13 protein-coding genes are annotated in these 22,726 nt (G+C 56.2%); 7 read left to right on the plus strand and 6 right to left on the minus strand.

All coding sequences use genetic code 11. The features are described 5' to 3' along the window. Positions 1-53 precede the first annotated feature (53 nt). The 3 genes from RHM65_RS20750 to RHM65_RS20760 form a co-directional block, all read right to left on the minus strand. The gene (locus RHM65_RS20750; RefSeq protein WP_322169438.1) at positions 54-1,358 is read right to left on the minus strand and encodes an IS4 family transposase; all 1,305 of its coding nucleotides are present in this window, start codon (positions 1,356-1,358) and stop codon (positions 54-56) included. A gap of 344 nt (positions 1,359-1,702) precedes the next feature. Next, positions 1,703-3,043 carry an ATP-binding protein gene (locus tag RHM65_RS20755; protein WP_322169436.1) on the minus strand — a complete coding sequence of 447 codons (1,341 nt, stop codon included), beginning with the start codon at positions 3,041-3,043 and terminating at the stop codon, positions 1,703-1,705. After that, the gene (locus tag RHM65_RS20760; protein ID WP_322169434.1) at positions 3,040-3,702 is read right to left on the minus strand and encodes a response regulator; all 663 of its coding nucleotides are present in this window, start codon (positions 3,700-3,702) and stop codon (positions 3,040-3,042) included. The genes RHM65_RS20755 and RHM65_RS20760 overlap by 4 nt, the downstream gene beginning before the upstream one ends. Positions 3,703-4,016: 314 nt before the next feature. Between RHM65_RS20760 and RHM65_RS20765 the strand changes: the two genes are divergently transcribed. The 5 genes from RHM65_RS20765 (at position 4,017) to RHM65_RS20785 (ending at position 12,321) form a co-directional block, all read left to right on the plus strand. Then, on the plus strand, positions 4,017-4,613 hold the full coding sequence (locus tag RHM65_RS20765; RefSeq protein ID WP_322169431.1) for a phosphatase PAP2 family protein: 597 nt from the start codon (positions 4,017-4,019) through the stop codon (positions 4,611-4,613). Positions 4,614-4,681: 68 nt separating this feature from the next. Then, positions 4,682-6,052, plus strand: coding sequence for a TolC family protein (locus tag RHM65_RS20770; RefSeq protein WP_322169428.1), 1,371 nt, complete (start codon positions 4,682-4,684; stop codon positions 6,050-6,052). Beyond that, complete coding sequence (locus RHM65_RS20775) at positions 6,049-7,113, plus strand: efflux RND transporter periplasmic adaptor subunit (RefSeq protein WP_322183956.1); 1,065 nt, start codon at positions 6,049-6,051, stop codon at positions 7,111-7,113. Before RHM65_RS20770 ends, RHM65_RS20775 begins: the two co-directional genes overlap by 4 nt. Before the next feature lie 21 nt (positions 7,114-7,134). Next, positions 7,135-10,254 carry an efflux RND transporter permease subunit gene (locus tag RHM65_RS20780; protein WP_322169422.1) on the plus strand — a complete coding sequence of 1,040 codons (3,120 nt, stop codon included), beginning with the start codon at positions 7,135-7,137 and terminating at the stop codon, positions 10,252-10,254. A 72-nt stretch (positions 10,255-10,326) separates the two neighbouring features. After that, a complete protein-coding gene (locus RHM65_RS20785) occupies positions 10,327-12,321 on the plus strand; it encodes a bifunctional DedA family/phosphatase PAP2 family protein (protein WP_322169419.1) in 1,995 nt (664 codons plus the stop codon). A gap of 113 nt (positions 12,322-12,434) precedes the next feature. Here the strand turns inward: RHM65_RS20785 and RHM65_RS20790 are convergent, their stop codons facing one another. Then, positions 12,435-13,625 carry an MFS transporter gene (locus RHM65_RS20790; RefSeq protein ID WP_322170884.1) on the minus strand — a complete coding sequence of 397 codons (1,191 nt, stop codon included), beginning with the start codon at positions 13,623-13,625 and terminating at the stop codon, positions 12,435-12,437. A 393-nt stretch (positions 13,626-14,018) separates the two neighbouring features. Here RHM65_RS20790 and RHM65_RS20795 point away from each other — a divergent pair, with 393 nt between their 5' ends. Both RHM65_RS20795 and RHM65_RS20800 read left to right on the plus strand, forming a co-directional pair. Next, positions 14,019-15,608 carry an ABC-F family ATPase gene (locus RHM65_RS20795; RefSeq protein ID WP_322183958.1) on the plus strand — a complete coding sequence of 530 codons (1,590 nt, stop codon included), beginning with the start codon at positions 14,019-14,021 and terminating at the stop codon, positions 15,606-15,608. A gap of 261 nt (positions 15,609-15,869) precedes the next feature. Further along, positions 15,870-17,072 carry an MFS transporter gene (locus tag RHM65_RS20800; RefSeq protein ID WP_322169414.1) on the plus strand — a complete coding sequence of 401 codons (1,203 nt, stop codon included), beginning with the start codon at positions 15,870-15,872 and terminating at the stop codon, positions 17,070-17,072. A 98-nt stretch (positions 17,073-17,170) separates the two neighbouring features. Here RHM65_RS20800 and glgB read toward each other — a convergent pair whose 3' ends face one another. After that, positions 17,171-19,399 (minus strand): 1,4-alpha-glucan branching protein GlgB, encoded by a 2,229-nt coding sequence (glgB, locus tag RHM65_RS20805; RefSeq protein ID WP_322169411.1) that lies wholly within the window; start codon positions 19,397-19,399, stop codon positions 17,171-17,173. Next, a complete protein-coding gene (treS, locus tag RHM65_RS20810; RefSeq protein ID WP_322169409.1) occupies positions 19,396-22,722 on the minus strand; it encodes a maltose alpha-D-glucosyltransferase in 3,327 nt (1,108 codons plus the stop codon). Before treS ends, glgB begins: the two co-directional genes overlap by 4 nt. Between the last annotated feature and the right edge of the window lie 4 nt (positions 22,723-22,726).

Below are 22,726 nucleotides of genomic sequence, written 5' to 3' on the forward strand. Positions count from 1 at the left end.
GCGGCTGCCTGCTTTCGCAATGATGAAAGGCTTCCCTCTAACGGCCAGCCCTTTCAAGGTGTTTTCTTTTTGTGGGCCTTGAGTACGCGATCCGTCGATACATGAGCGTTCGCAGCTCTGCCCTCCAGCCACTCCTTAGGTTTGGCTTTCTTCAGTCCGCGTTTGCTCTTGGCAACCTGCCTGGGCTTGATATTCCTGGCCAGCGCCATCAGGCGCTGTGCCAAGGTTTCCGAGCTCTTTTGAGATGATAGGTAGTCCGACGGCAGTGCGATCTGCATGCCCTGATAACCGCTGCGCACTTGCACTGCCAAATGGAACGTCGAGGCCTCCCATCCTTCGGGCTGCGTCTCGCGGTGAGCCTGTTCCACGCTACGTTTCACAACCGCCAACACGTTGTAGGCCAAGATCGCCGAAGCAAAACCCAGCAACGCCGCTCGGGGAGAACCGAGGCTTTCGATTTCACTGTCCAGCACCGATTCAAGGCGCTGAAACATCCCTTCTATGCTCCAGCGACGCCGGTATAAATCGGCGATCTGCTCGGCGCTGATGGACTCGGGCAAGTTGCTCCAAAACCACATCACAGAGTCGCCGGAGTCAGTAGATGTTTGCAGGGTCAGTTCAATTCGGCGCCAGCAGTGCCCGCCCTTGAGTTCGATCATTTGCTCACGCACTGTTCCGGTTTTGACGGGCACCGGTTCTTGCCATTCGCCTTCCTGAATCAGTCGGGGATGTTTACTTGGCTGGCGAATAATGAAAGAAGCCCCGACTTCCTCGCAGGCCTGCATCACGGGCAGCGTGCAATACAGTCGATCGGCCATCCACAACTGCCCTTCATGGGCGCTAGCCAGCAGCGGCAGCACGCCGACCCGTTCGCTGGCGTAGGCGTCCTCGCAAGGCTGCAAATCGACCACCTGATCGAGGTCGGGATTGTAGACTACGACTGAAAATCCTGGTCGAGCCGCGCCCCGTTCACGACGCAAAGCCCCCAAGCGTTTTTCGGTAGAAGGCAGGTGGTTGCCGTCAACGACGCGCAGTTGCCAGCCGGGCAAAATACTCGAATAACCCAGCTCTTTTATCGTCGGAGCCAAGCGCTCTGCACTGCCAGTGACCAAGGCTCGCAGCAGCGCGGGCTCCGTACGACTGACCTTGTCATAGAGCGCTGCCAAGGTAACCAGTAGCGTTTCCATCTGCCGCGCAGCGGCATGCAAAGACGGTCGTAAGCCCAATGAAACAAGGGACATCAGCTCAACGAGGGTTGAAAACAAAAGCTCCCGCGGGTACTGGCGCTGACGATGTTCTTCGAAGATCTGATCAATCCACTCAGCAGAAATGGCGTGCTCCAATACCAGATTGGCCATAACACTCGCCGGTGCCTGTTTTTCAAACCGCGCTAGAACTTCTGCCCACATCGTCTTAGTCACCCTGACTGGAATTTTGGGGGATTTTAGCAAAGACCTTGAACGGGATGCCTCTAACGGCGAGATCTATCAATCTCGATAGATGGGTCTTGGCCTCGTGAATATTGATGGTGAGCATGATCAAGCCCCCATTGAACTATGTTTGAGAACGCCTCGGTCAAGTTTGGCGGCGGCAATCGTTAAGGCCTGATCCGATTCTGTTGCGCTCTTTAATAGTGTCGCCACCGCGTCAAGGGTTATTCCAACGTTTGACCCGCCTTTTGCGGTAATTTTCCAAGTATTGCCTAGCCTGTATATTTTTCTGATTTAGACAGGAAAGTGATCTGTACTCGCAACCCCGAACCATTTGATGTAGCGTCAAGTCCTACTTGGGCTCCATGCTTTTCCGCAATTGTTTTGACAATTGAAAGCCCGAGCCCACTGCCAGTGCCGATTTGATTGTTGCCTCGATAGAATCGCTCAAGCACCCGCTCACGCTCCGCTGCATTTATTCCTGGCCCGTTGTCGCAAACCTCAAGCACGATTCCTTGGTCAGTGTTACGCACTGCCAAGTCAATTTTTGTATGAGCACCCGCGTAACGAATGGCGTTATCTACCAGGTTATTGAGCAAGATACGTAGCGTTTCGGGATCTCCCAAAATGCATAATGCCGCATGCTCGACCAGCCCGAGATCGATCCCTGAGGCTTCGGCCCTGCGAACCTGATCACTGATCACTGACTTGCATAGAGCGGATAAGTCGACCCTCTGAATGACCGGCGATTGAGCATCAGGCTCCAAACGAGCCAAGGTCAACAATTGTTGTGTCAGGTGAGTAAGACGCGTGACGCCAGCCTGTACCTGCGACAACAATATCTGACGGTCTTCATCGAAAGTGGCCCGCTGTGCCAACTCCACTTGAATACTGAGCGCTGCTACTGGGGTACGTAACTCGTGCGCCGCATCAGCGATGAAGTGCTTTTGCATAGTGAAGGCATCTGCCAGGCGCTCTAGCAAATCGTTGAGCGCATCGACCAAAGGTTTAACTTCGCCAGGCAGCGCTTTCGAAGCGATAGGCTGCAGGCTGTTCACGTTGCGCTCCGATAGTTCTATCGCCACTGTTCGCAGTGGCTTTAGCCCGTAGCTGATACCAAACCACAGGAACAGGGCTAGGAAGGGAATCAGTGAAACCAATGGCCACAGTAGGTGCACGGCTAACCCGGCGAGTTCTTCCCAGCGTTTATTTTGCGCTTGAGCTACCCGGATAAACTTATCGCCGCGCTGGCTCACGAACGCATGCCAGGTTTGATCTCCGACCTGAACATCGTTCAGTCCAGTTTGTTGTGGTGGCGGCAGCGTGAGTGCGGAGTCGGTCGTAAAACTCAAAACTCCTGCGTTCCAAACCTGAAGCAACACTTCGTCAGCATTATCATCACTGAATGGACTGTTTTTTTTGCCCGTATCCGTCAGGACAACACGCTCACCAGAATCCACATTGATGTGTTCTGCGAGGTAACGCATTTGGTCGTTGAGCAAATCATCCAGTTCAAGCACAGCCCCCCAATAGGTACCGATACTTGCCAGCAGCCCAGCCAGAAAAGTGGCTGGCAGTAGCCATAACAACAGGCGCCGTCGGAGTGAACTCATGCATCCGCTCCAATGTGATAACCGACCCCTCGAACAGTACGGATCACCCGCGCCCCAAGCTTTTTACGAAGATTATGAATGTGAACTTCCACCGCATTACTGCCCACTTCATCTCCCCAACCGTATAGGCGGTCCTCTAGCTGCTCGCGGGAGATTACCGCATCAGACTCTTTCATCAGCTCGTGCAGTAACGCATATTCTTTGGCCGATAGACTAACGGGTTGATCGCGAAGCCATAGAAGATGCCGCACCGGATCAAGGCGCAACGGGCCTCCTCGAAGCTCGGTCTGCACGCGCCCGGACTGACGGCGGCTGACGGCGCGGATGCGTGCAACCAGCTCTTCGAGGGCAAACGGTTTAACCAGGTAATCATCAGCACCGTGATCAAGGCCAGCAACCCGATCTGGCAGCGAGTCGCGGGCGGTGATTATGATTACCGGTAAGGTCTCGTCGTGTTGACGCAGAATCTTGAGCACCTCCATGCCATCTTGGCGCGGAAGTCCCAGGTCGAGTAGCAGCAACGCATAGGGAGTGGTTTCCAAAGCAAGGACGGCGGCCCTGCCGTCAGTCACCCAATCCACCGTGTTCCCTTCCTGGCGCAAGCCTTTTTGCAGGCCGCTGCCGATCATCAGGTCGTCTTCTGCCAGTAATATTCGCATCGCCTGATCCCTCTCCTCACATCAGTCAGCGCTTCGCTGGAGTGACGCACAGTGTGCCGAATTCTCGCCTACGCGCCTATGCAGTCCAGCCATAGTCATTCTATTCCCGCTCGACCTCTCAGCATTCTGAACTCAGCCCAGCGACCTGAGCCCCAAGATCAACGCTGCGTAGCAATAGTCTCTCGGGCCTGCAAGGACGATAAGACTGCCATCGTCAGCCTTAAGGCGGACTTAAGGAAGCAACCACTATGGTGCCTGTCACTCGCACCGTGATCACAACGCGGTGCCTCCCCGTCACCTTACGAGGTCTCCTCGTGGAAGAACTCAATCGCACTCTGTTCCTGGCGATCAACGCCAGCGTGCACTCCCCGGTGGAAATGCAGCTATTTGCGACTTTCCTGGCCCAGTGGCTCATCACCGGCGTACCGCTATTGCTGGTAGGAATGTGGCTGCGAGGCAAGCGCCAGTACCGAGCTGCTGCGGTAACCGCCACGCTGAGCATCGTGTTCGCGCTTGGGTGCAATCTGCTGATCAGCAGCCTTTGGTTCCATCCTCGTCCCTTCATGCTGGGGCTAGGACAAAACTTCCTCGAACACGCTCCTGAGTCCTCTTTTCCCAGCGATCACGCCACTGTGATATTCACGCTGGCCTTGGCTCTGATGCTGGCATCGCAACGCAAGCTTGGCGTGCTGATTTTGCTGCTGGGCATGTTGGTCAGCTGGGCCCGTGTCTATTTAGGCGTGCATTTTCCACTCGATATTGCCGGGTCGTTGCTGGTCTCGCTGGTAAGCGCCTGGTTAGTACCGCGGGTGATGAGTTGGCGGCATCTTGGCGAGCGTCTGCTCGACGTCCTTGAGCACCTATATCAACGGGTTTTTCCACCAGCCTCCCGGCGCGACACTCACCAGTAGGGAGAGAGGCAATGCCCTATTCGCGAAGCGCTGCGCGCGCCGACACTTTGCTCTCAAAGAAAATGCAAATGCATAAACATTGTTTTATCGCGGTGTTAACCCTCCTCACCGGCTGTGCGCGTTATCAACCGCATCCATTGGCACCTCAAAAAATGATGGCGGCCTATGAAGAGCGCTCTCTGACTAACCCAGAGCTTCAGCGCTTCATAACAGCGCGCCTTCCCAAAATCACTAGCGCCTGGGATCTGAGCAAGTTAACTCTGGCAGCCTACTATTACAGCCCTGAGCTGGACGCGGTGCGCGCCAGGTTTGCTAGCGGTGAGGCGGCAACAGAGACGGCTAATCAACGACCCAATCCGTCCTTGTCGTTGCCACTGCAGTACACCGATCAGCCGATAAAACCGTGGACTTACGGATTGGCCGTCGACATCCCGATTGAGACTGCCGGCAAACGTGGGTATCGCGTAGCGCAAGCGCTACAACTGTCAGACGCTGCTCGTCTGAATATCGGCCAAACCACCTGGCAAATCAGGAGTCGTCTTCACATCGCGTTGCTCGATCTTTACGCTGCCGGCCGGCACCACGCGATTATCGGGCGTCAGGTCAACATCCAGCAGAACATAGTGAGCATGCTGGAGAAGCAGCGTTCATTGGGGGAGGCCTCGACGTTCGAGTTGAGCCAGGAGCAGATCATTCTGCAGAACGATCGTCGCGACTTGGCGAGTGACGAAAAGCTGATGTTAGAAGCCAAAGCACTGATTGCTCAAACTATTGGGATTCCTGTCAGGGCGCTTGAACCCATCAAGATGGACCTTAATGAATTCGAGAGCCTGACTCCAGAAATCCCGGGTAGGATCGCCCGCCGCCAAACCGTTCTGAACCGCACTGACATTCAGGGTGCCTTGGCCGAGTACGAAGCGAGCCAAGCCGCTCTGCAACTGGAGGTTGCACGGCAATATCCAAACCTGTCACTCGGCCTCGGCTACTCGTTCGACCAAGGCGTGAACAAGTACAGCATTACACCGGCAGGTATCACGCTCCCCCTATTGAACCGCAATGAAGGGCCTATCGCTGAGGCCGAAGCTCACCGCAAGGAAGCCGCCATTCACGTTGAAGCACTTCAAAACCAAGCAATCAATCAGACCGACAGCGCTCTACAGCATTATCGTCTGGCCACGCAAGGCTTGGCGCTCGTTGATACCCAAGAGACGACTCGAACAGCCGTATTTAAAGCGGACCAACATTCCTTTGATTTAGGCGCGATAGACCGACTGGCGCTATCGCGATCACGCCGTGCAGTGAATGTTGATGCAATGACCCACGTGGATGCAGTGGTTCAAGTCCAGCAAGCCATCAGCCAACTTGAAAATGCCATCCAGCAACCGCTCGATGGAATCCCACTGCACGCCCAGTCAACCGAGGCTGTCATTCGAAAATGAACACACCCTTTCGTAGCAAAACCTCACGAATCACCCTGGCGGTGATAGCCGTAGTCGGCTTAGGCGCTTTAGGTTTTTTCTCTTATCAAGCCATGCCCGTCACGCCAGCCACTCCGGTCGCACCCCTTCCATCTAGGGTCACTACCGAAGGAGGTTTAACTATCGTCACGCTGGACGAAGCGACCCAGACAATCAGTGGCATCCAGAGTGAGCCGATCACTGCGTCCAAGCATCAAGTGGAACGTCTTACTTACGGGAGTGTGCTTGGTGTGCAAGGGCTCAATGATCTAAACACTCGTTACTCAATCGCTCAAGCAGACTCAGCAACAGCACACTCTGCCGCTACGGCTTCTGGTCAGGAATACGAGCGCAACGCCTCACTGTACAAAGCGAACCAGAGCGTGTCCTTGAAAGTGCTGCAAGCCTCGCAAGTCACATGGAGTGCAGATAAGGCAAAGTTACAGGCTGCTGATGCCAGCATACGGTCGTTACACAACAACGCGCGCCAACAATTTGGTGCGCCCTTGGCAAACATGATCGGAGCGCAGGACGCCCCTCAACTGCAAAAGTTGTTGAGCCGCGAGGACATGCTTTTGCGCATTGTTCTTCCCCTCGGGGTTGATTTAGTCGCTCCTGAACTGATCTCAGTTGAGTCCAGCGAGCATCGGGAAACGGCTCAGCTCATTTCAGTCTCGCCTCAAGTCGACCCTTCGACTGAAGGCCGTGCATACCTTTACCGAGCGGCGGCAACGCTTCCAGTCGGTAGCAAAGTGGTTGCCTATCTGCCATTACCCACACCCCCCAGCACCAGTCTCGTCATACCTGAGGCCGCGATCCTATGGTTTGGTGGACAGCCGTGGGCGTATGTGCAAATTGCTAAAGACCGCTTTACCCGAAGACCTGTCGCAGAGCAAACCCCCTACAACAATGGATACCTGGTCAGCACCGGGTTTGAGTCCGGTGATCGGGTCGTGGTGCAGGGTGCGCAACTGCTGTTATCCGAAGAACAGCGTCCACCCATCACAGCATCGGCCTGCAAAGACCCCGAATGTGACGACTAACCAGACGGCAGCGAATACATCATGCTGAATTCAATTATCCGCTTCGCTGTCCGCTTCCGTGGGGTCGTTGTCGCCCTCGCTTGTCTGCTGGCAGGTTATGGCATCTACACCCTGACTTACGCCCGGCAAGATGTTTTCCCCGAGTTCGCGCCACCGCTGGCGGTGATCCAAACCCAAGCCCCGGGGTTGTCGTCCGAACAGGTTGAAATGCTGGTCACCCAGCCGATCGAAAATGCAATGGGTGGCACCCTGGGACTGGCGAGCATGCGATCCAAATCGTTACCTGGTCTATCCATGGTAACGCTGACCTTCAAGAATGGGGCTGACATTTACCGAGCCAGACAACTGGCTGCGGAGCGGGTCAGTACGCTCACCGGTACTCTCCCGCACGGGGTCAAAACGCCCGCGCTATTGCCATTAACGTCATCGACCAGCGTCACCCTGGTTGCGGGTATCACCTCTGACACCCGTTCGCTGATGGAGATGCGTACACTGGCCGAGTGGACGATCAAGCCGCAATTGTTGCGCGTGCCGGGCGTGGCAGATGTGATCGTGTTCGGCGGTGATCTAAAGCAGTTTCAGATTCAGGCAGATGCAAAAAAACTGGTGCAATACGGTCTCTCTCTTCAAGACGTATTGAGTGCTGCTCAGCGCGCAACGGGGATTAGAGGCGCGGGTTTTCTGGAAACCGAAAACCAGCGCATTGTCTTGAATACCGAGGGTCAAACCGTTACACCAGCGCAGTTGGCGCAAACGGTGCTCAACTATCAGAAGGGTATCGCCGTGCGCCTGGGCGACGTCGCCTCGGTAGCCTATGGGGCTGCTCCTGCGGTGGGCGCGGCAGCTATCGACGGTAAGCCAGCGGTGTCGCTGATGGTGGAAAGCCAATACGGCGCCGACATGATGAACGTTTCCAGTCATGTGGAAAGCACCCTGAAGAGTTTGAAACCTGCGCTGGATGCAGAACAGGTAAGCCTACATCCGGATATCTTCCGCCCCGCCAGGTTTATCGAAACCGCGATTGGTCACTTGCAGACAGCACTGCTATTGGGAGGCGTGTTAGTTGTCTTGGTGCTGTTTCTGTTCTTGCTCAATATCCGTACTGCAATCATCTCGGCTACGGCGATTCCGCTGTCCTTGTTAACGGCGGTGATCGTGCTCCATCACTTGGGTGTGAGCCTCAACACCATGACCTTGGGCGGCTTGGCCATTGCCTTGGGAGAGGTGGTGGACGATGCCGTGGTCGACGTGGAGAACATTTTCCGTCGACTGCGCCAAAATCAAGCGCTGGAGCATCACATTTCTCCGGCATTGGTGGTATTACGCGCCTCATACGAAGTCCGCAGTGCCGTGGTGTATGCCACCCTTGTTGTTGCGCTGATTTTCCTACCCGTACTGGCACTGTCAGGGATCGCCGGGAAACTGTTCGCGCCCTTAGGGCTCGCCTATATCCTCGCGATTTTGGCCTCCCTTGTGGTGGCCCTAACGGTCACACCCGCACTCACGTTTATGTTGTTGACCACTAAGCCACTCCAATCGGACGAGCCAAAGTTGGTCCAGCGACTGAAGACCCGCTACCTGAAATTACTCGCCAGGGTCGAATCACACTCTCGCTCAATCGTATGGATGATCATCATTCTCTGCACAGTGGCGGCCAGCGCGCTGCCGTTTTTTGGCGGTAACTTCATACCGGAATTGAAGGAGGGACATTACCTGATCCATATGGCGTTGGCTCCCGGCTCTTCTTTGACCGAATCCATGCGCGTGGGTGACCGTGTGGCGAAGCAGCTGAGCACAGTTCCCGGCGTGCGACTGGTAGCGCAACGCGCAGGGCGAACCAGCGAAGTGGTCGACCCCACCGGCGTCCATGTCAGTGAGTTCGAAGTGGATTTGAATACCTTGTCCGCCGCCGAGGAAACCCAAACCGTGGCGCATATCCAACAAGTACTGGCCAGCTTTCCAGGGCTGACGACGTCGGTGAATACATTCCTGACTGAACGGGTGGACGAAAGCATCTCCGGTGTCACCGCGCCGGTCGTTATCAATATCTTTGGCACTGATCTGGATGTGCTGGAAAGCAAAGCCCAGGAAATTGCCCAGGTAATAGGTCGAATCCCAGGCACCATCGGCCTAAGAGTCGAGTCCGCCCAACATGTACCGCAATTGACCATCAGGCTGCGGCCTGAGCAATTGACCCATTGGGGGTTCGAACCGGTTGATGTGATGGAGGCGATTCAAGTGGCTTATGACGGAGTGACCGCCAGCCAAATCTATCAGGGCAACCAGACTTATGACGTCACCGTCTCGTTAACTCCCACGGCCCATCACAGCATCGCAACAGTTGGGTCACTGCTGCTACGCAACAAAACCGGAACAACGGTGCCGCTTGATCAACTGGCCTTGATCACTCAAACCACCAGTCGTTACCAAATCATGCACAGCGGTGGCCAACGCCTGCAAACCGTCTCGACCGCCGTACATGGCCGTGCGGTGAGCGACTTCGTTCAGGAGGCTCAACGGTTAATAAACAAGGAGGTAGCTCTCCCCAAGGGAACCTATGTTTTGTTTGCTGGTGAGGAACAAGCACGTGCGCAATCACAACAGGACTTACTGGTTTACACAGCTGCAGCGATCATTGGGATTGTGCTGCTTTTGTTTCTCGCCCTCAAAAGTATGCGTGCGTTGGTCTTAGTCCTCGTGAATCTGCCTTTCGCCTTAGTAGGCGGTGTAGTGACCGTGTTGGTGTGCGGTGGAAACTTGTCATTGGGATCGCTTGTCGGGTTTGTCACCCTGTTTGGGATCACGCTGCGCAACTCCATCATGCTCGTCTCGCATTACTCAAACCTGGTGAATGAAGAAGGTATGACATGGGGCCCGGAAGCCGCTCGAAGAGGTGCTGCCGAACGACTGGTGCCGATCTTGATGACAGCCGTGGTGACCGCGCTGGGATTGCTACCGCTGGCGCTCGCCAGTGGGGCAGCGGGTAATGAAATCGAAGGGCCTATGGCTATCGTTATCCTGGGTGGGTTGGTGACTTCGACCGCACTCAATCTGTTGGTGTTACCGACCCTGGCGTTGCATTTTGGACGCTTTGAAAAGCGCGTAGAAGAGTTCCCCGCTGACGTGGCAACTGCGTCATAACGGTTGTGTGACCTCTAGGGAAGAGGCGCATCTTGATTGCTTCATCACCGGTACTACATAGGCAGCCCATGCATGATGACGTCCCTGGTCTCATCGGTCATCGATTTCCTCACGGCGCATCCGCATGTTGCCTATCTGGCGGTGTTTCTTCTGGCACTTTCCGAGTCAATCCCGATCATCGGTGCCGTCGTTCCAGGCACTGCCGTGATCCTCGCGCTCAGTGCCTTGGTGCCAAGTGGCGTATTATTGCTCTGGCCGTTGCTGGTCGCCGCCACGTTGGGTGCCATCGCGGGCGATGGTCTTTCGTTCTCGCTCGGGCATCGATACCACCGTGAGATTCTAGGTTTCTGGCCCTTGAACCGCCACCCGGAACTGATTCAAAGCAGCGAGTCTTTTTTCGAGCGTCACGGGGCTAAGAGTGTTTTTCTTGCGCGCTTTGTACCGGGAGTCCGCGCCTTCGTCCCGCTCTTAGCTGGCATGATGGGAATGGCAGTCAGTCGGTTTTATGCCGTCAATATAGCCTCGGCGATTGCGTGGGCTTCGTCGCATATCCTGTCAGGTGTTCTCGTAGGCGCGACGTTCAGCATTCTCGGAGCCGCTGCAAAACCGCTTGCGATTCTGCTGGTCGTTCTACTCGTGGCGGGCTGGACGCTCCTGCATATCATGCGTTGGACGTTGCGACGCGGAGTCCCATACTTCATCGGCGCACTTGGGCGGCTGCGGTACTGGGCCGGCACCCATGACACCTGGTTGAGCCGCAGACTCTCCCATTTACTAGATCCTTCACGGCCCGAAGTACGGACTCTCGCAGTGTCGGCGGTGCTACTCGTCGGTGCAGCCTGGCTCTTCTTTGGCATCCTTGAAGATGTCGTCACCGGTGACCCATTGCTGCTCGCAGACAGCGCGATATACCACGCGCTTCAGGAGCTTCGTACAGTGCCAGGCGATATGGTGATGATCGCCATTACAGAACTCGGCGACACCACGGTCGTGGTTGCGGTAACGCTGATTGTCTTGCTGTGGCTCATGTGGAAACGCTCCTGGCGTACAGCTGCCTATTGGCTGATTGCGATTGCCGGCGCTTCAGCACTCAACTCGGTCATCAAAGTGGCGTTGCATCGAGCTCGACCCGGCGAGCTTCTCTACTCCGGCTGGAGTGCATTTTCCTTCCCTAGCGGCCATAGCACGGTCAATGTCGTGCTCTACGGCTTCCTCGCCTTCCTCATCGCGCGTGAGATCCGCCCAGCATGGCGCTTCGTGGTCGTTCTCGGCGCAGCAACTCTGATATTTCTGATTGCGTTTTCGCGCCTCTACCTCGGTGCGCATTGGTTTTCCGACGTGCTCGGAGGACTGGCATTCGGGTCGGCGTGGCTGGCACTGCTCGGACTGTCCTACCTGAAGCGCCAAGTCGGACACATTGGGCCAAAGGGCCTGCTCGCCGCTGGATGTTCAGCACTGATTTTCGTCGGAGGATTCAATATCTATCGTAGCCATGCCACCGACAGCGACCGCTATGCTGTCAAAGTAGTAACTCCATCCATGGCCGCCACCGATTGGTTGGCGTCGGGTTGGCAGCAACTGCCGGTACGGCGTATCGATCTGACGGGCGAGACAAATGAACCACTGACGTTCCAGTGGGCCGGTGGTCTGCCGGAGTTGCAAGATGTCCTGCAGCGTAACGGGTGGCGCGACTCAGCGGACTGGACACTGTTGAATACCCTGAATTGGCTTTCCGTCCAGAACGACCCGGCAGCTCTTCCGGTTATTCCACTTTTCGCTAGTGGCCGACTCCCCAGTCTGACGCTCGTTCGAACGAATAGTGGTGGCGCACTGACCAGCTCGCGCCTAGTGCTTCGAGTGTGGGTCGTCGATTTCGAGCTCACGAACGGGCGTACTTCACCGCTGTGGATGGGCTCAGTTGTCGAGGAGCGTTTCTATCATCCCCTATCCCTCTTCACGTTGACGTCGACACAGCAGGATGTGAACGCACCACGGGGCACGCTAACTACTACTTTTGAGGATGGGCGACTCCTTCCTCGCATCCCAGAGATGGCAGATGAGGATTGAGATGGCAAAGTCCTGCTAGCTCGCCATGCAGGGCCTACCCATTACTGACACGCTCTGTTCAACCGGTGAGTTGCTCGAACAGATCGAAACTCTTCCAATCTTTGCCTGAGGCATTATTGTTTCTTAATTAACAGTAAGAGCAGAGCTATTGCGGCAAGCAATGCCGCCATGAGGAACGTGCTGTCTGATCCAATGCTTTGCCATAGCCAGCCGGCAAGAACGCTGGCGATCAGCATGCATACGCCGCTAACTAGATTGAAAATGCCGAAGGCGGTGCCCTTGAGTTTTCCAGGCGCTTTATCTGCCACCAGCGAGGCAAGAATGCCTTGGCTGAATCCCATATGAAGCCCCCACAAGGCAACGCCCAGCAGCATCGTGATGACAGAGCTGGACTGAGCAAGAACCAGATCCGCCAGGACGAGTAGTCCCATACCCACACAGAGCAGTTTCGTGCGACTGATACGATCAGATAACCAGCCGGCAGGGTAAGCGGACAACGTATAGAAAAGAGCCATTACCACCATCACCAGCGGAATCCAGGTGACAGACAAGCCCATCTGCTGCGCACGTAAAACAAGAAACGCTTCACTGAACCGGGCAAGTGTAAACAACCCCCCAACGACGACAACCCACCAATACCCCGTGGAAAAATCGCGAAGGACTCGCCAATGAATTGGAGATCGGTATTTGTGTTCGCTGGAGGCGTGTGTGGGCTCTTTTACACCGGCCACAATGAGCATCACCGCTATTGCTGCCGGGATCACTGCAAACCACAGCACACGCTGGATATCTGCGAGCCATAGCATCAACACAATGGCCAGGGCGGGCCCAAGAAAAGCCCCTACGGTATCCATCGACTGCCGCAGTCCAAAGCAGGCGCCACGGATCTCCGGTGGCGACACATCCGCGACCAGAGCATCTCGTGGTGCCCCGCGAATGCCTTTGCCGATGCGATCCAGAAAGCGGGCTGTAAAGACCACATCTACCGAGTGAGCCAAAGGAAAAAGTGGTTTAGTCAGAGCGGCTAAACCATATCCGACCAGCAGCAATCCTTTGCGCCGACCGATAAAGTCGCTGATAGCGCCAGAGAATATCTTGACGAGCATGGCGGTCGACTCTGCTACCCCTTCGATTACCCCGACGGTTAATGCACTCGCCCCCAATGTAGTGACCAAAAATACGGGCAACAAACTGTGTACCAGCTCAGACGATAGATCCATGAATAAGCTAACAAAGCCCAACGCCCAGATCGCGCGTGGAATACGCAGAGGCTCAGCTTTGGTACTTGAAAATTCGCTACTCATATTTTCACCCTGCATGCGTATTTCGCTCATCGCGACCGATCATTTCGCTAACAACATGAACGATTTTTCCAACCAATTGCGCGTGCTCTAATTCCAACAATATGGGTTAACGATGCCGCTTGTCTTGCGTCTTTTTACGCCGCAGCGGGCATAACGTGCTGTAGCCCGGCGCAAACGCTCAATCCAGATCCAGATCCAACTCTCCGGCTGCCCTTCCGCGCGCCAAGTGTTACTATTACGCCCCTTTAAAGCCGCACTGACTGATTTTGGGTTGCGCGTTCTGCGTTCAACCTGCCTTGGCCGTGCGCTTTTTGGCTGTTTTGGGTTGACGCCCAACGCCATTGTGCCGGGCCCTCAAGCCTTTATGCCTTTGCTACCTTGCAGGACACACTTTTGATCTCCACAGCTAACATCACCATGCAATTCGGTGCCAAACCCTTGTTCGAGAACGTTTCGGTCAAGTTTGGCGGCGGCAACCGTTACGGCCTGATCGGCGCTAACGGCTGCGGCAAGTCCACCTTCATGAAGATCATGGGTGGCGACCTGGAGCCTTCGGGTGGGCAGGTGATGCTGGAGCCGAACGTGCGTCTGGGTAAATTGCACCAGGACCAGTTCGCTTACGAAGAATTCACCGTGATCGATACCGTGATCATGGGTCACGAAGAGCTGTGGAAGGTCAAGGCCGAGCGCGATCGTATTTATTCGCTGCCGGACATGACCGAAGCTGATGGCATGGCCGTCGCTGAGCTGGAAACCGAGTTCGCCGAAATGGACGGCTACACCGCCGAATCCCGCGCCGGTGAATTGCTGTTGGGCCTGGGTATCGGCATCGACCAGCACTTCGGCCCGATGAGCGAAGTCTCGCCGGGCTGGAAACTGCGCGTGTTGCTGGCGCAGGCGTTGTTCTCCAATCCAGAAGTGCTGTTGCTCGACGAACCGACCAACCACTTGGACATCAACACCATCCGCTGGCTGGAAAACATCCTGACCCAGCGCAACAGCACCATGGTCATCATTTCCCACGATAGGCACTTCCTGAACAGTGTCTGCACGCACATGGCCGACCTTGATTACGGTGAGCTGCGTCTGTTCCCAGGCAACTACGACGAATACATGACCGTGGCGACCCAGTCCCGCGAGCAACTGCTGTCGGACAACGCCAAGAAGAAAGCACAAATCAACGAACTGCAATCGTTCGTCAGCCGCTTCTCGGCCAACGCCTCGAAATCCAAGCAGGCCAGCTCACGTGCCAAGCAGATCGACAAGATCCACTTGGCCGAGGTCAAGCCTTCAAGCCGAGTCAGCCCGTTCATTCGTTTCGAACAGAACAAAAAGCTGCACCGTCAGGCGGTCATCGTCGAGCGCATGGCCAAAGGTTTCGATGGCAAGCCACTGTTCAAGGACTTCAGCTTTGTGGTTGAAGCAGGCGAGCGCGTAGCGATCATCGGCCCGAACGGTATCGGCAAAACTACTCTGCTGCGCACCTTGGTCAACGAGCTGTCGCCGGACGCCGGTACCGTTAAATGGACAGACGCGGCTGAACTGGGCTACTACGCCCAGGATCACGCGTCTGATTTCGAAGACGAATCCAACCTGTTCGACTGGATGGGCCGTTGGACTCAGGGCGGCGAGCAAATCGTTCGCGGCACCTTGGGCCGCATGCTGTTCTCCAACGACGAAATCCTCAAATCGGTCAAAGTGATCTCCGGTGGTGAGCAAGGTCGCATGCTGTTCGGCAAGCTGATCCTGCAGCGGCCGAACGTATTGATCATGGACGAACCGACCAACCACTTGGACATGGAATCCATCGAGGCGTTGAACCTTGCACTGGAAAACTACCCAGGCACCTTGATTTTCGTCAGCCATGACCGCGAGTTCGTATCGTCATTGGCTACCCGCATCATTGAGCTGAGCCCAAGCGGCGTCGTCGACTTCAGCGGCACTTACGATGACTACCTGCGTAGCCAAGGTGTTGTGTTCTGATTTGATGACCATGAAAAAAGCCCTGTCCTGATGACGGGGCTTTTTTTGGTCTGGCACTCTCTGTAGCCAACTTGTTGGCGAAGCGGCTTATTGCGGTGTATCAGGTAAGACGCTTCGCCAACAGGTTGGCTCCTATTACAGGTTGTGTACGGATCGACCAGGAGTCTGTGGCAAGCGCAAAACAATCGTTAGCCAGCTTCCTTTTACGCTCGGCCCACGCCATCATGTCGGTCTCCAACCGCCTACCAGCGAATGAGCCACATGTCTGCCGCACAACCTGCACCCTCCCCGGTCACACCCCCAAGTTCCATGGCGATCACCCTGCAGATCGTCTCCATTGTGTTTTATACCTTCGTAGCCTTTCTGTGCATCGGCTTACCGATTGCTGTGATTCCGGGGTACGTACACGACCAGCTAGGTTTCAGTGCTGTCATTGCGGGGCTTGCCGTGGGCTCGCAATATTTGGCGACGTTGCTCAGCCGCCCGCTTGCGGGCCGTGTGGCAGACAGCATTGGCACCAAGCGCGCGATCATTTATGGCCTGTCCGGAATTGTTATCAGTGGCGTAATGACCCTAGTGGCCACGCTGCTTGAAAGCCTGCCCGACCTGAGCCTGACGATTCTCATTATCGCGCGCCTGTTTCTCGGGGTGGCCCAAGGATTGATCGGCGTCGGCACCATCAGTTGGTGCATTGGCCAAGTTGGTACCGAGCACACCGGCCGAGCAATTTCCTGGAACGGCATTGCATCCTATGGCGCCATCGCCATTGGCGCTCCAATTGGGGTGGTCATGGTCGACGGACTGGGCTTCGTCAGCCTCGGCGTTGCGCTGCTGATCATCTCGTTACTCGCCTTGGCGTTGATTCGTAACAAGCCCTCAGTGCCTGTCGTCAGAGGCGAACGGATGCCGTTCTGGGCAGTGTTCGGCCGCGTTGCCCCGTTTGGCGTGAGCTTGACGCTGGCCTCTATCGGTTACGGCACCCTGACCACCTTCATTACCCTGTTTTACTTGAGCAGAGGCTGGAAAGGCGCCGCGTACTGCCTGACGGTCTTCGGGATCTGCTTCATCCTGTCGCGGCTGATTTTCATCAACGCTATCAAGCGCTTTGGCGGCTTCAACGCAGCCATCGCCTGCATGCTGGTCGAAACCGCTGGATTGGTCATGCTGTGGGTCTCGCCCAGCACCCAGTTCGCGTTGATTGGCGCGGGTTTGACCGGTTTCGGCCTGTCGTTGGTTTACCCCGCATTAGGCGTCGAGGCGATTAAGCAGGTACCAAATTCCAGTCGTGGCGCAGGTTTGAGTGCCTATGCGGTGTTTTTCGATTTGGCACTGGCCATCGCCGGGCCGGTGATGGGCAGCATTGCACTGGGGTTTGGCTATTCGATGATATTCCTCGCGGCCGCCCTGCTTTCAGTGGCTGGGTTGGCGCTGACCATTAGTTTGTCTCGTCGCCCCCGCTACTGATCTGTCCAAGCGTCAACGCTCCGACAATTTTCCGGGACGTTGCATTAGCCTCAGCAGCTTAAAGCGCCGCAGCCGTTAAGCTGCGACGCAGGGCACTGTCACTCCGGTTTCGGCTTCAAAATCAGCACCGCCAACGGAGGCAGGTTTAATTGCAGTGAAAACGGCTGGCCATGGCTTTTACCCTCCATCGCCTTCACTTCGCCGCCATTACCGACGTTAGAACCGGCGTAGGTGTCAGCGTCACTGTTCAACAGTTCAATCCATGGCCCTTCGAACGGCACGCCGACACGGTAAGACTCGCGTGGCACCGGGGTCAGGTTCGCCACGATCAACACCGGCTCGCCTTCGCAGCTCCAGCGCATAAACGCAAAGACGCTGTTGGCGGCGTCATCGCCAATCACCCATTGAAAACCCATCGGCTCGCAATCGCGCTCATGCAACGCAGGCTCTTGGCGGTAAAGACGATTGAGGTCGCTGACCAGTTTCTTCACGCCAATGTGTTCAGCATATTGCAGCAAGTACCAGTCAAGCTGCTCGTCGTGGTTCCACTCGCGCCACTGGCCGAACTCGCAGCCCATGAACAGCAGCTTCTTGCCGGGATGGGTCCACATGAACGCCAGATAAGCGCGCAGGTTGGCAAATTTTTGCCAGCGATCACCGGGCATTTTGTCGATCAGTGAGTGCTTGCCGTGAACCACTTCGTCATGGGAGATCGGCAAAACGAACTTCTCCGACCAAGCGTACACCAGACCGAAACTCAACTCACTGTGGTGGTGAGCGCGATGGATCGGGTCCTGCTGCATGTAATGCAGGGTGTCGTGCATCCAGCCCATGTTCCATTTGTATTGGAAGCCCAACCCGCCCTGTTGCGTCGACTGGCTAACGCCGGGCCATGCAGTGGATTCTTCGGCAATCACCATCGAGCCCGGCGCCTCCAACGCGACAACGTCGTTGAGGTGTCGCAGGAAATCGATGGCTTCGAGGTTTTCCCGACCACCGTGGCGATTGGGCACCCACTCTCCGGCCTTGCGCGAATAATCGCGATAGAGCATCGAGGCGACGGCATCGACCCGCAGGCCGTCAATGTGGAAATGTTTGAGCCAATGCAATGCCGACGCCAGCATGAAACCGTGGACTTCGGTGCGACCCAGGTTGTAGATCAGCGTGTCCCAATCCTGGTGGAAACCTTCTTGAGGATTGCCATATTCGTACAACGCGGTGCCGTCGAACTGGGCTAAGCCATGAGTGTCGGTCGGAAAGTGCGCCGGCACCCAATCGAGGATCACGCCAATTTCTGCACGGTGGCACGCATCGACGAATGCAGCGAAGTCTTGCGGCGACCCGAAGCGAGCAGTCGGGGCAAATTGTGACAGCGGCTGATACCCCCATGAACCACCAAACGGGTGCTCCATGATCGGCATCAGTTCGATATGAGTAAAGCCCAGCTCCTTGATGTAGGGGATCAGGCGATCGCCCAGTTCTTGCCAGTTGTACTGACGCACCACGAATTCATCGCTGTGGTCGAGCTGCCATGAACCGGCGTGCAATTCGTAAATCGACAGCGGTGCCTTCTGTGAATGCCGCTCGCCACGAGATTGCATCCAGTTGCCGTCTTGCCAGTCATGATTCAGCGGCGTGGCGACCACCGATGCGGTTTGCGGAGGCATTTGTGTCGCCAACGCCACCGGGTCCGCCTTGAGCGGAAGAATCCCGCCGGTCCCGAGGATTTCGTATTTGTAGGCTTCACCCGGCTTCAGGCGAGGGATGAACACCTCCCACACGCCGGACGGGTAACGTGCGCGCATCGGATGACGACGGCCATCCCAATTGTTGAACGAGCCTACCACCGAGACGCGTCTCGCGTTAGGCGCCCAAACCGCGAATCGAACCCCATCAATGCCATCGACATTCATCACCTGTGCGCCCAGGCAACTGCTCAGGTCCCGGTGATTACCTTCGGCAAACAGGTACAGGTCCATTTCACCCAACAGTTGACCGAAGCTGTAAGGGTCTTCGGTAATTTGCTCGCCACCGGCCCAACTGACCTTCAACAAATACGGTTGAGGGTGGGCAAGGTGTCCTACAAAAAAACCGGGGGTCGAACTCATGTCCAGCGTGGCCAATTCGTGCTCGCCGTCTCGAGCCAAAACTTTCACGCTCAATGCGTCCGGCAAATAAGCGCGAATGTATTGACCGCCCTTGCCATCGTCATGGGGGCCAAGCATCGAAAATGGGTCGTGGTGTTCGGCGCTAATCAACGCGTCCATGTCGGCCGCACCGGGCAGCATTTCCACTGTGCCCCTGCCGTATTCCTTAGGTGCATTCATGTTGGTTCTCCATCAGACAAAGTCAGCAGTCCACGTAGGCCTTGCAAGGGCACGGCCAACCAGTTGGGGCGGTGCTCGGCTTCGTAGACTACTTCATAAGCGGTTTTTTCCAGGGTAAATAATTCCAGCGCGGCGGCTTCGCCAGCGCTGTCCTTCCAGGCGTGGGCCATGTCCGTGGTTGCCGCTCGGTACCCGTTGATAAAGGCTTCCCGGGCTTGGGCCAAGTAGGTGTCGGCCACCGTTTGACGCGCGGTTTTCGCTTCCACCGAGGTGTCGACGGCCTGGGCATTGCGCACGGCCATGGCGGCCGCATAGTCGAACGAACGCAGCACGCCACTGACGTCCTTAAACGGGCTGTACTTGGCTCGGCGTTCGATCAGCGCACGTGCCGGCTCACCTTCAAAGTCAATCAAGTAAGCGTCGCCCTTGACCACCAACACTTGGCCAAGGTGCAAATCACCGTGCACCCGCAGCCGCAAGCCACCTACGGAACGCTCGGCCAAGTTTTTAATATGGGCCAGCACCCGCTTGCGTTGACTCAACAACCCGCTGACCAAGGCTTGGTCGTCCGCTTCCAACTTACTTTGGTGCTGCTCAAGCAACTCCAGCGCACGCTCCATTTGCGCCACAACACTATTGCCTGACGCTTCGCCGTCTTTAGCACTAGTAGGCTGCGCAACGAAGTCCGGATCGTCGGTCGGCGCTGCCAATATTTGGTGCATTTCGCCCAGACGCTGCCCCAATAAGGCCGAGAAATCCGACAATTCCAGCAGCGCGTTAAAGTGTTGATCCAAGTCTGAACGCCCGCGAGACAGCTCGTCACGGACAGCACGTTCGAGGTTGTTTTGAGTCCACTCCCACGCATCGCCCTGATTGCTCAGGTAGCCTTGAGCAATCATCAACAAATTGTCCTGCCCGTCGTTGTCGACCCGCACCACCGAGCCCAGTAACGGTGAAATGTGTTGGAAACCCGCCGCCGTCAGGTACGCGCCCATTTCCAATTCCGGGTGAGTACCCGCACTGACGCGACGAATCATTTTCAACACCAGACTACCGCCGACCACCACCGAACTGTTGGACTGCTCCGCCGACAAGTAACGCACTTCCGATTCATTAGTCAGCCCCAGACGGGTCATTTCTGGCGTTTGTTCAAACCGCAACTCGCCCTCACTGCAAGGCAATATGGTTTCAGCCTGCATCCCCTGAACCACAGCACGAATGAAGGTTTCCAAGGTAAACGCATCGGTGATGAAGCCGACCTGGCGTCCGCGGCGAACCCGGGCCAACGCCAATTGTTGAGGCAACGCGCTGCTGATTTCGTCTTCCGCCAATAGCCCGAACGGCAATTGGTAGCGACCTTGATGGTCGCCGGCCGTCACTTCCAGCTCGCTCAACAGCACCGGATGCTGAACATCGCCAAAACGCACGGCATAGGCAATTTTGACTTGGTCAATGACCTTGTCCTTGCCCGCAAACCAACGACGCTTCGGTAGATACACCGCCAGCGAGGTCTTCTCCATTACGCTGCGCAACGGCTCGTCGAGCAGTTCTTCGAGGCGTTTTTTCAGCACCATCGTTGGGAAGTCCGGCATGCTCTGCGCCGGCTCTACATGCCAGCTGGGCATCTGATTTTCTGCCGCCAGCAAGAACCAGTAATAACCATAAGGCGGCAACGTCAGCAGGTAGGTCAGTTGACCAATCGGCGGAAACGCACTGCCGCCGAGCATTTCCACAGGCACCATCCCGGTGAACGGCGAAAGCTCCAGCTCCGCCGCCTGAGCGGCGGCGGACACGTTGGCCACACACAGGATGATTTCAGTTTTACCGTCCGGCCCGGTGTATTCCCGGGTGTAGGCCAAAATCCTCCGGTTGCTCGGCGAGAGCATTTTCAATGTGCCACGGCCAAACGCCTTCTGCTGTTTACGTACCGCCAACATCCGGCGGTTCCAGTTCAGCAAGGAATGCGGGTCATTGTTCTGGGTTTCGACGTTCACCGATTGGTAGCCGTACAGCGGGTCCATGATCGGCGGCAACACTAGGCTCGCCGGGTCGGCGCGCGAGAAACCACCGTTGCGGTCAATAGACCATTGCATCGGCGTGCGCACACCGTCGCGGTCACCGAGGTAGATGTTATCGCCCATGCCTATCTCGTCGCCGTAGTACAAGGTTGGCGTACCGGGCATCGACAACAACATGCTGATGAGCAATTCAACACGTCGCCGGTCACGCTGGACCAACGGCGCCAAACGACGACGAATGCCGAGATTGATCCGCGCGCGGCGGTCGGCGGCGTAGTAGTTCCACAGGTAGTCGCGCTCACGATCGGTGACCATCTCCAAGGTCAGTTCATCGTGGTTACGCAGGAAAATCGCCCATTGGCAGTTTTCCGGAATTTCCGGGGTCTGGCGCAAAATATCGGTGATTGGAAAGCGGTCTTCCTGCGCCACGGCCATGTACATCCGAGGCATCAGCGGAAAGTGAAACGCCATGTGGCACTCGTCACCGTCTTTGCCTTTGGTGTCGCCGAAGTACATCTGCGTGTCTTCTGGCCATTGGTTCGCCTCGGCCAACAGCATGCGATCAGGGTAATTGGCGTCAATCTCAGCGCGAATTCTCTTGAGTACCTGATGGGTCTCAGGCAGGTTTTCGTTGTTGGTGCCGTCGCGCTCAATCAGGTACGGAATCGCATCCAGACGCAGGCCGTCGATGCCCATGTCCAGCCAATACCGCATCACTTCCAGTACTGCTTCCATCACCGCCGGATTATCGAAATTCAGGTCCGGCTGGTGCGAATAAAACCGGTGCCAGAAGTACTGGCCCGCGACCGGGTCCCAGGTCCAGTTGGACTTTTCGGTGTCGAGGAAAATAATCCGCGTCCCGTCGTACTTCTGGTCGCTGTCGGACCACACGTAAAAGTCACGGGCTTTGGAGCCGCGCTTGGAGGCACGAGCTTTTTGAAACCACGGGTGCTGGTCAGAGGTGTGGTTAATGACCAGCTCGGTAATGACTCGCAGACCGCGATCATGGGCTTCGGCGATGAATTTCTTCGCATCGGACATGGTGCCGTAGTCACTATGGACGCCACGGTAATCAGCGATGTCATAGCCGTCGTCCCGGCGTGGTGACGGGTAAAACGGCAGGAGCCAGATAGTATTGACCCCCAGTTGCGCAATGTAATCGAGCTTGGCAATAAGACCAGGGAAGTCGCCAATACCATCGTTATTCGAATCAAAAAAAGACTTTACATGGACTTGATAAATGACCGCGTCCTTGTACCACAGAGGGTCATCGATGAAGGCCGCACTCCTCGGTTTCTTCGCCATCTTT

The sequence above is a fragment of the Pseudomonas sp. CCI4.2 genome (genome assembly GCF_034350045.1).
Lineage (GTDB): Bacteria > Pseudomonadota > Gammaproteobacteria > Pseudomonadales > Pseudomonadaceae > Aquipseudomonas.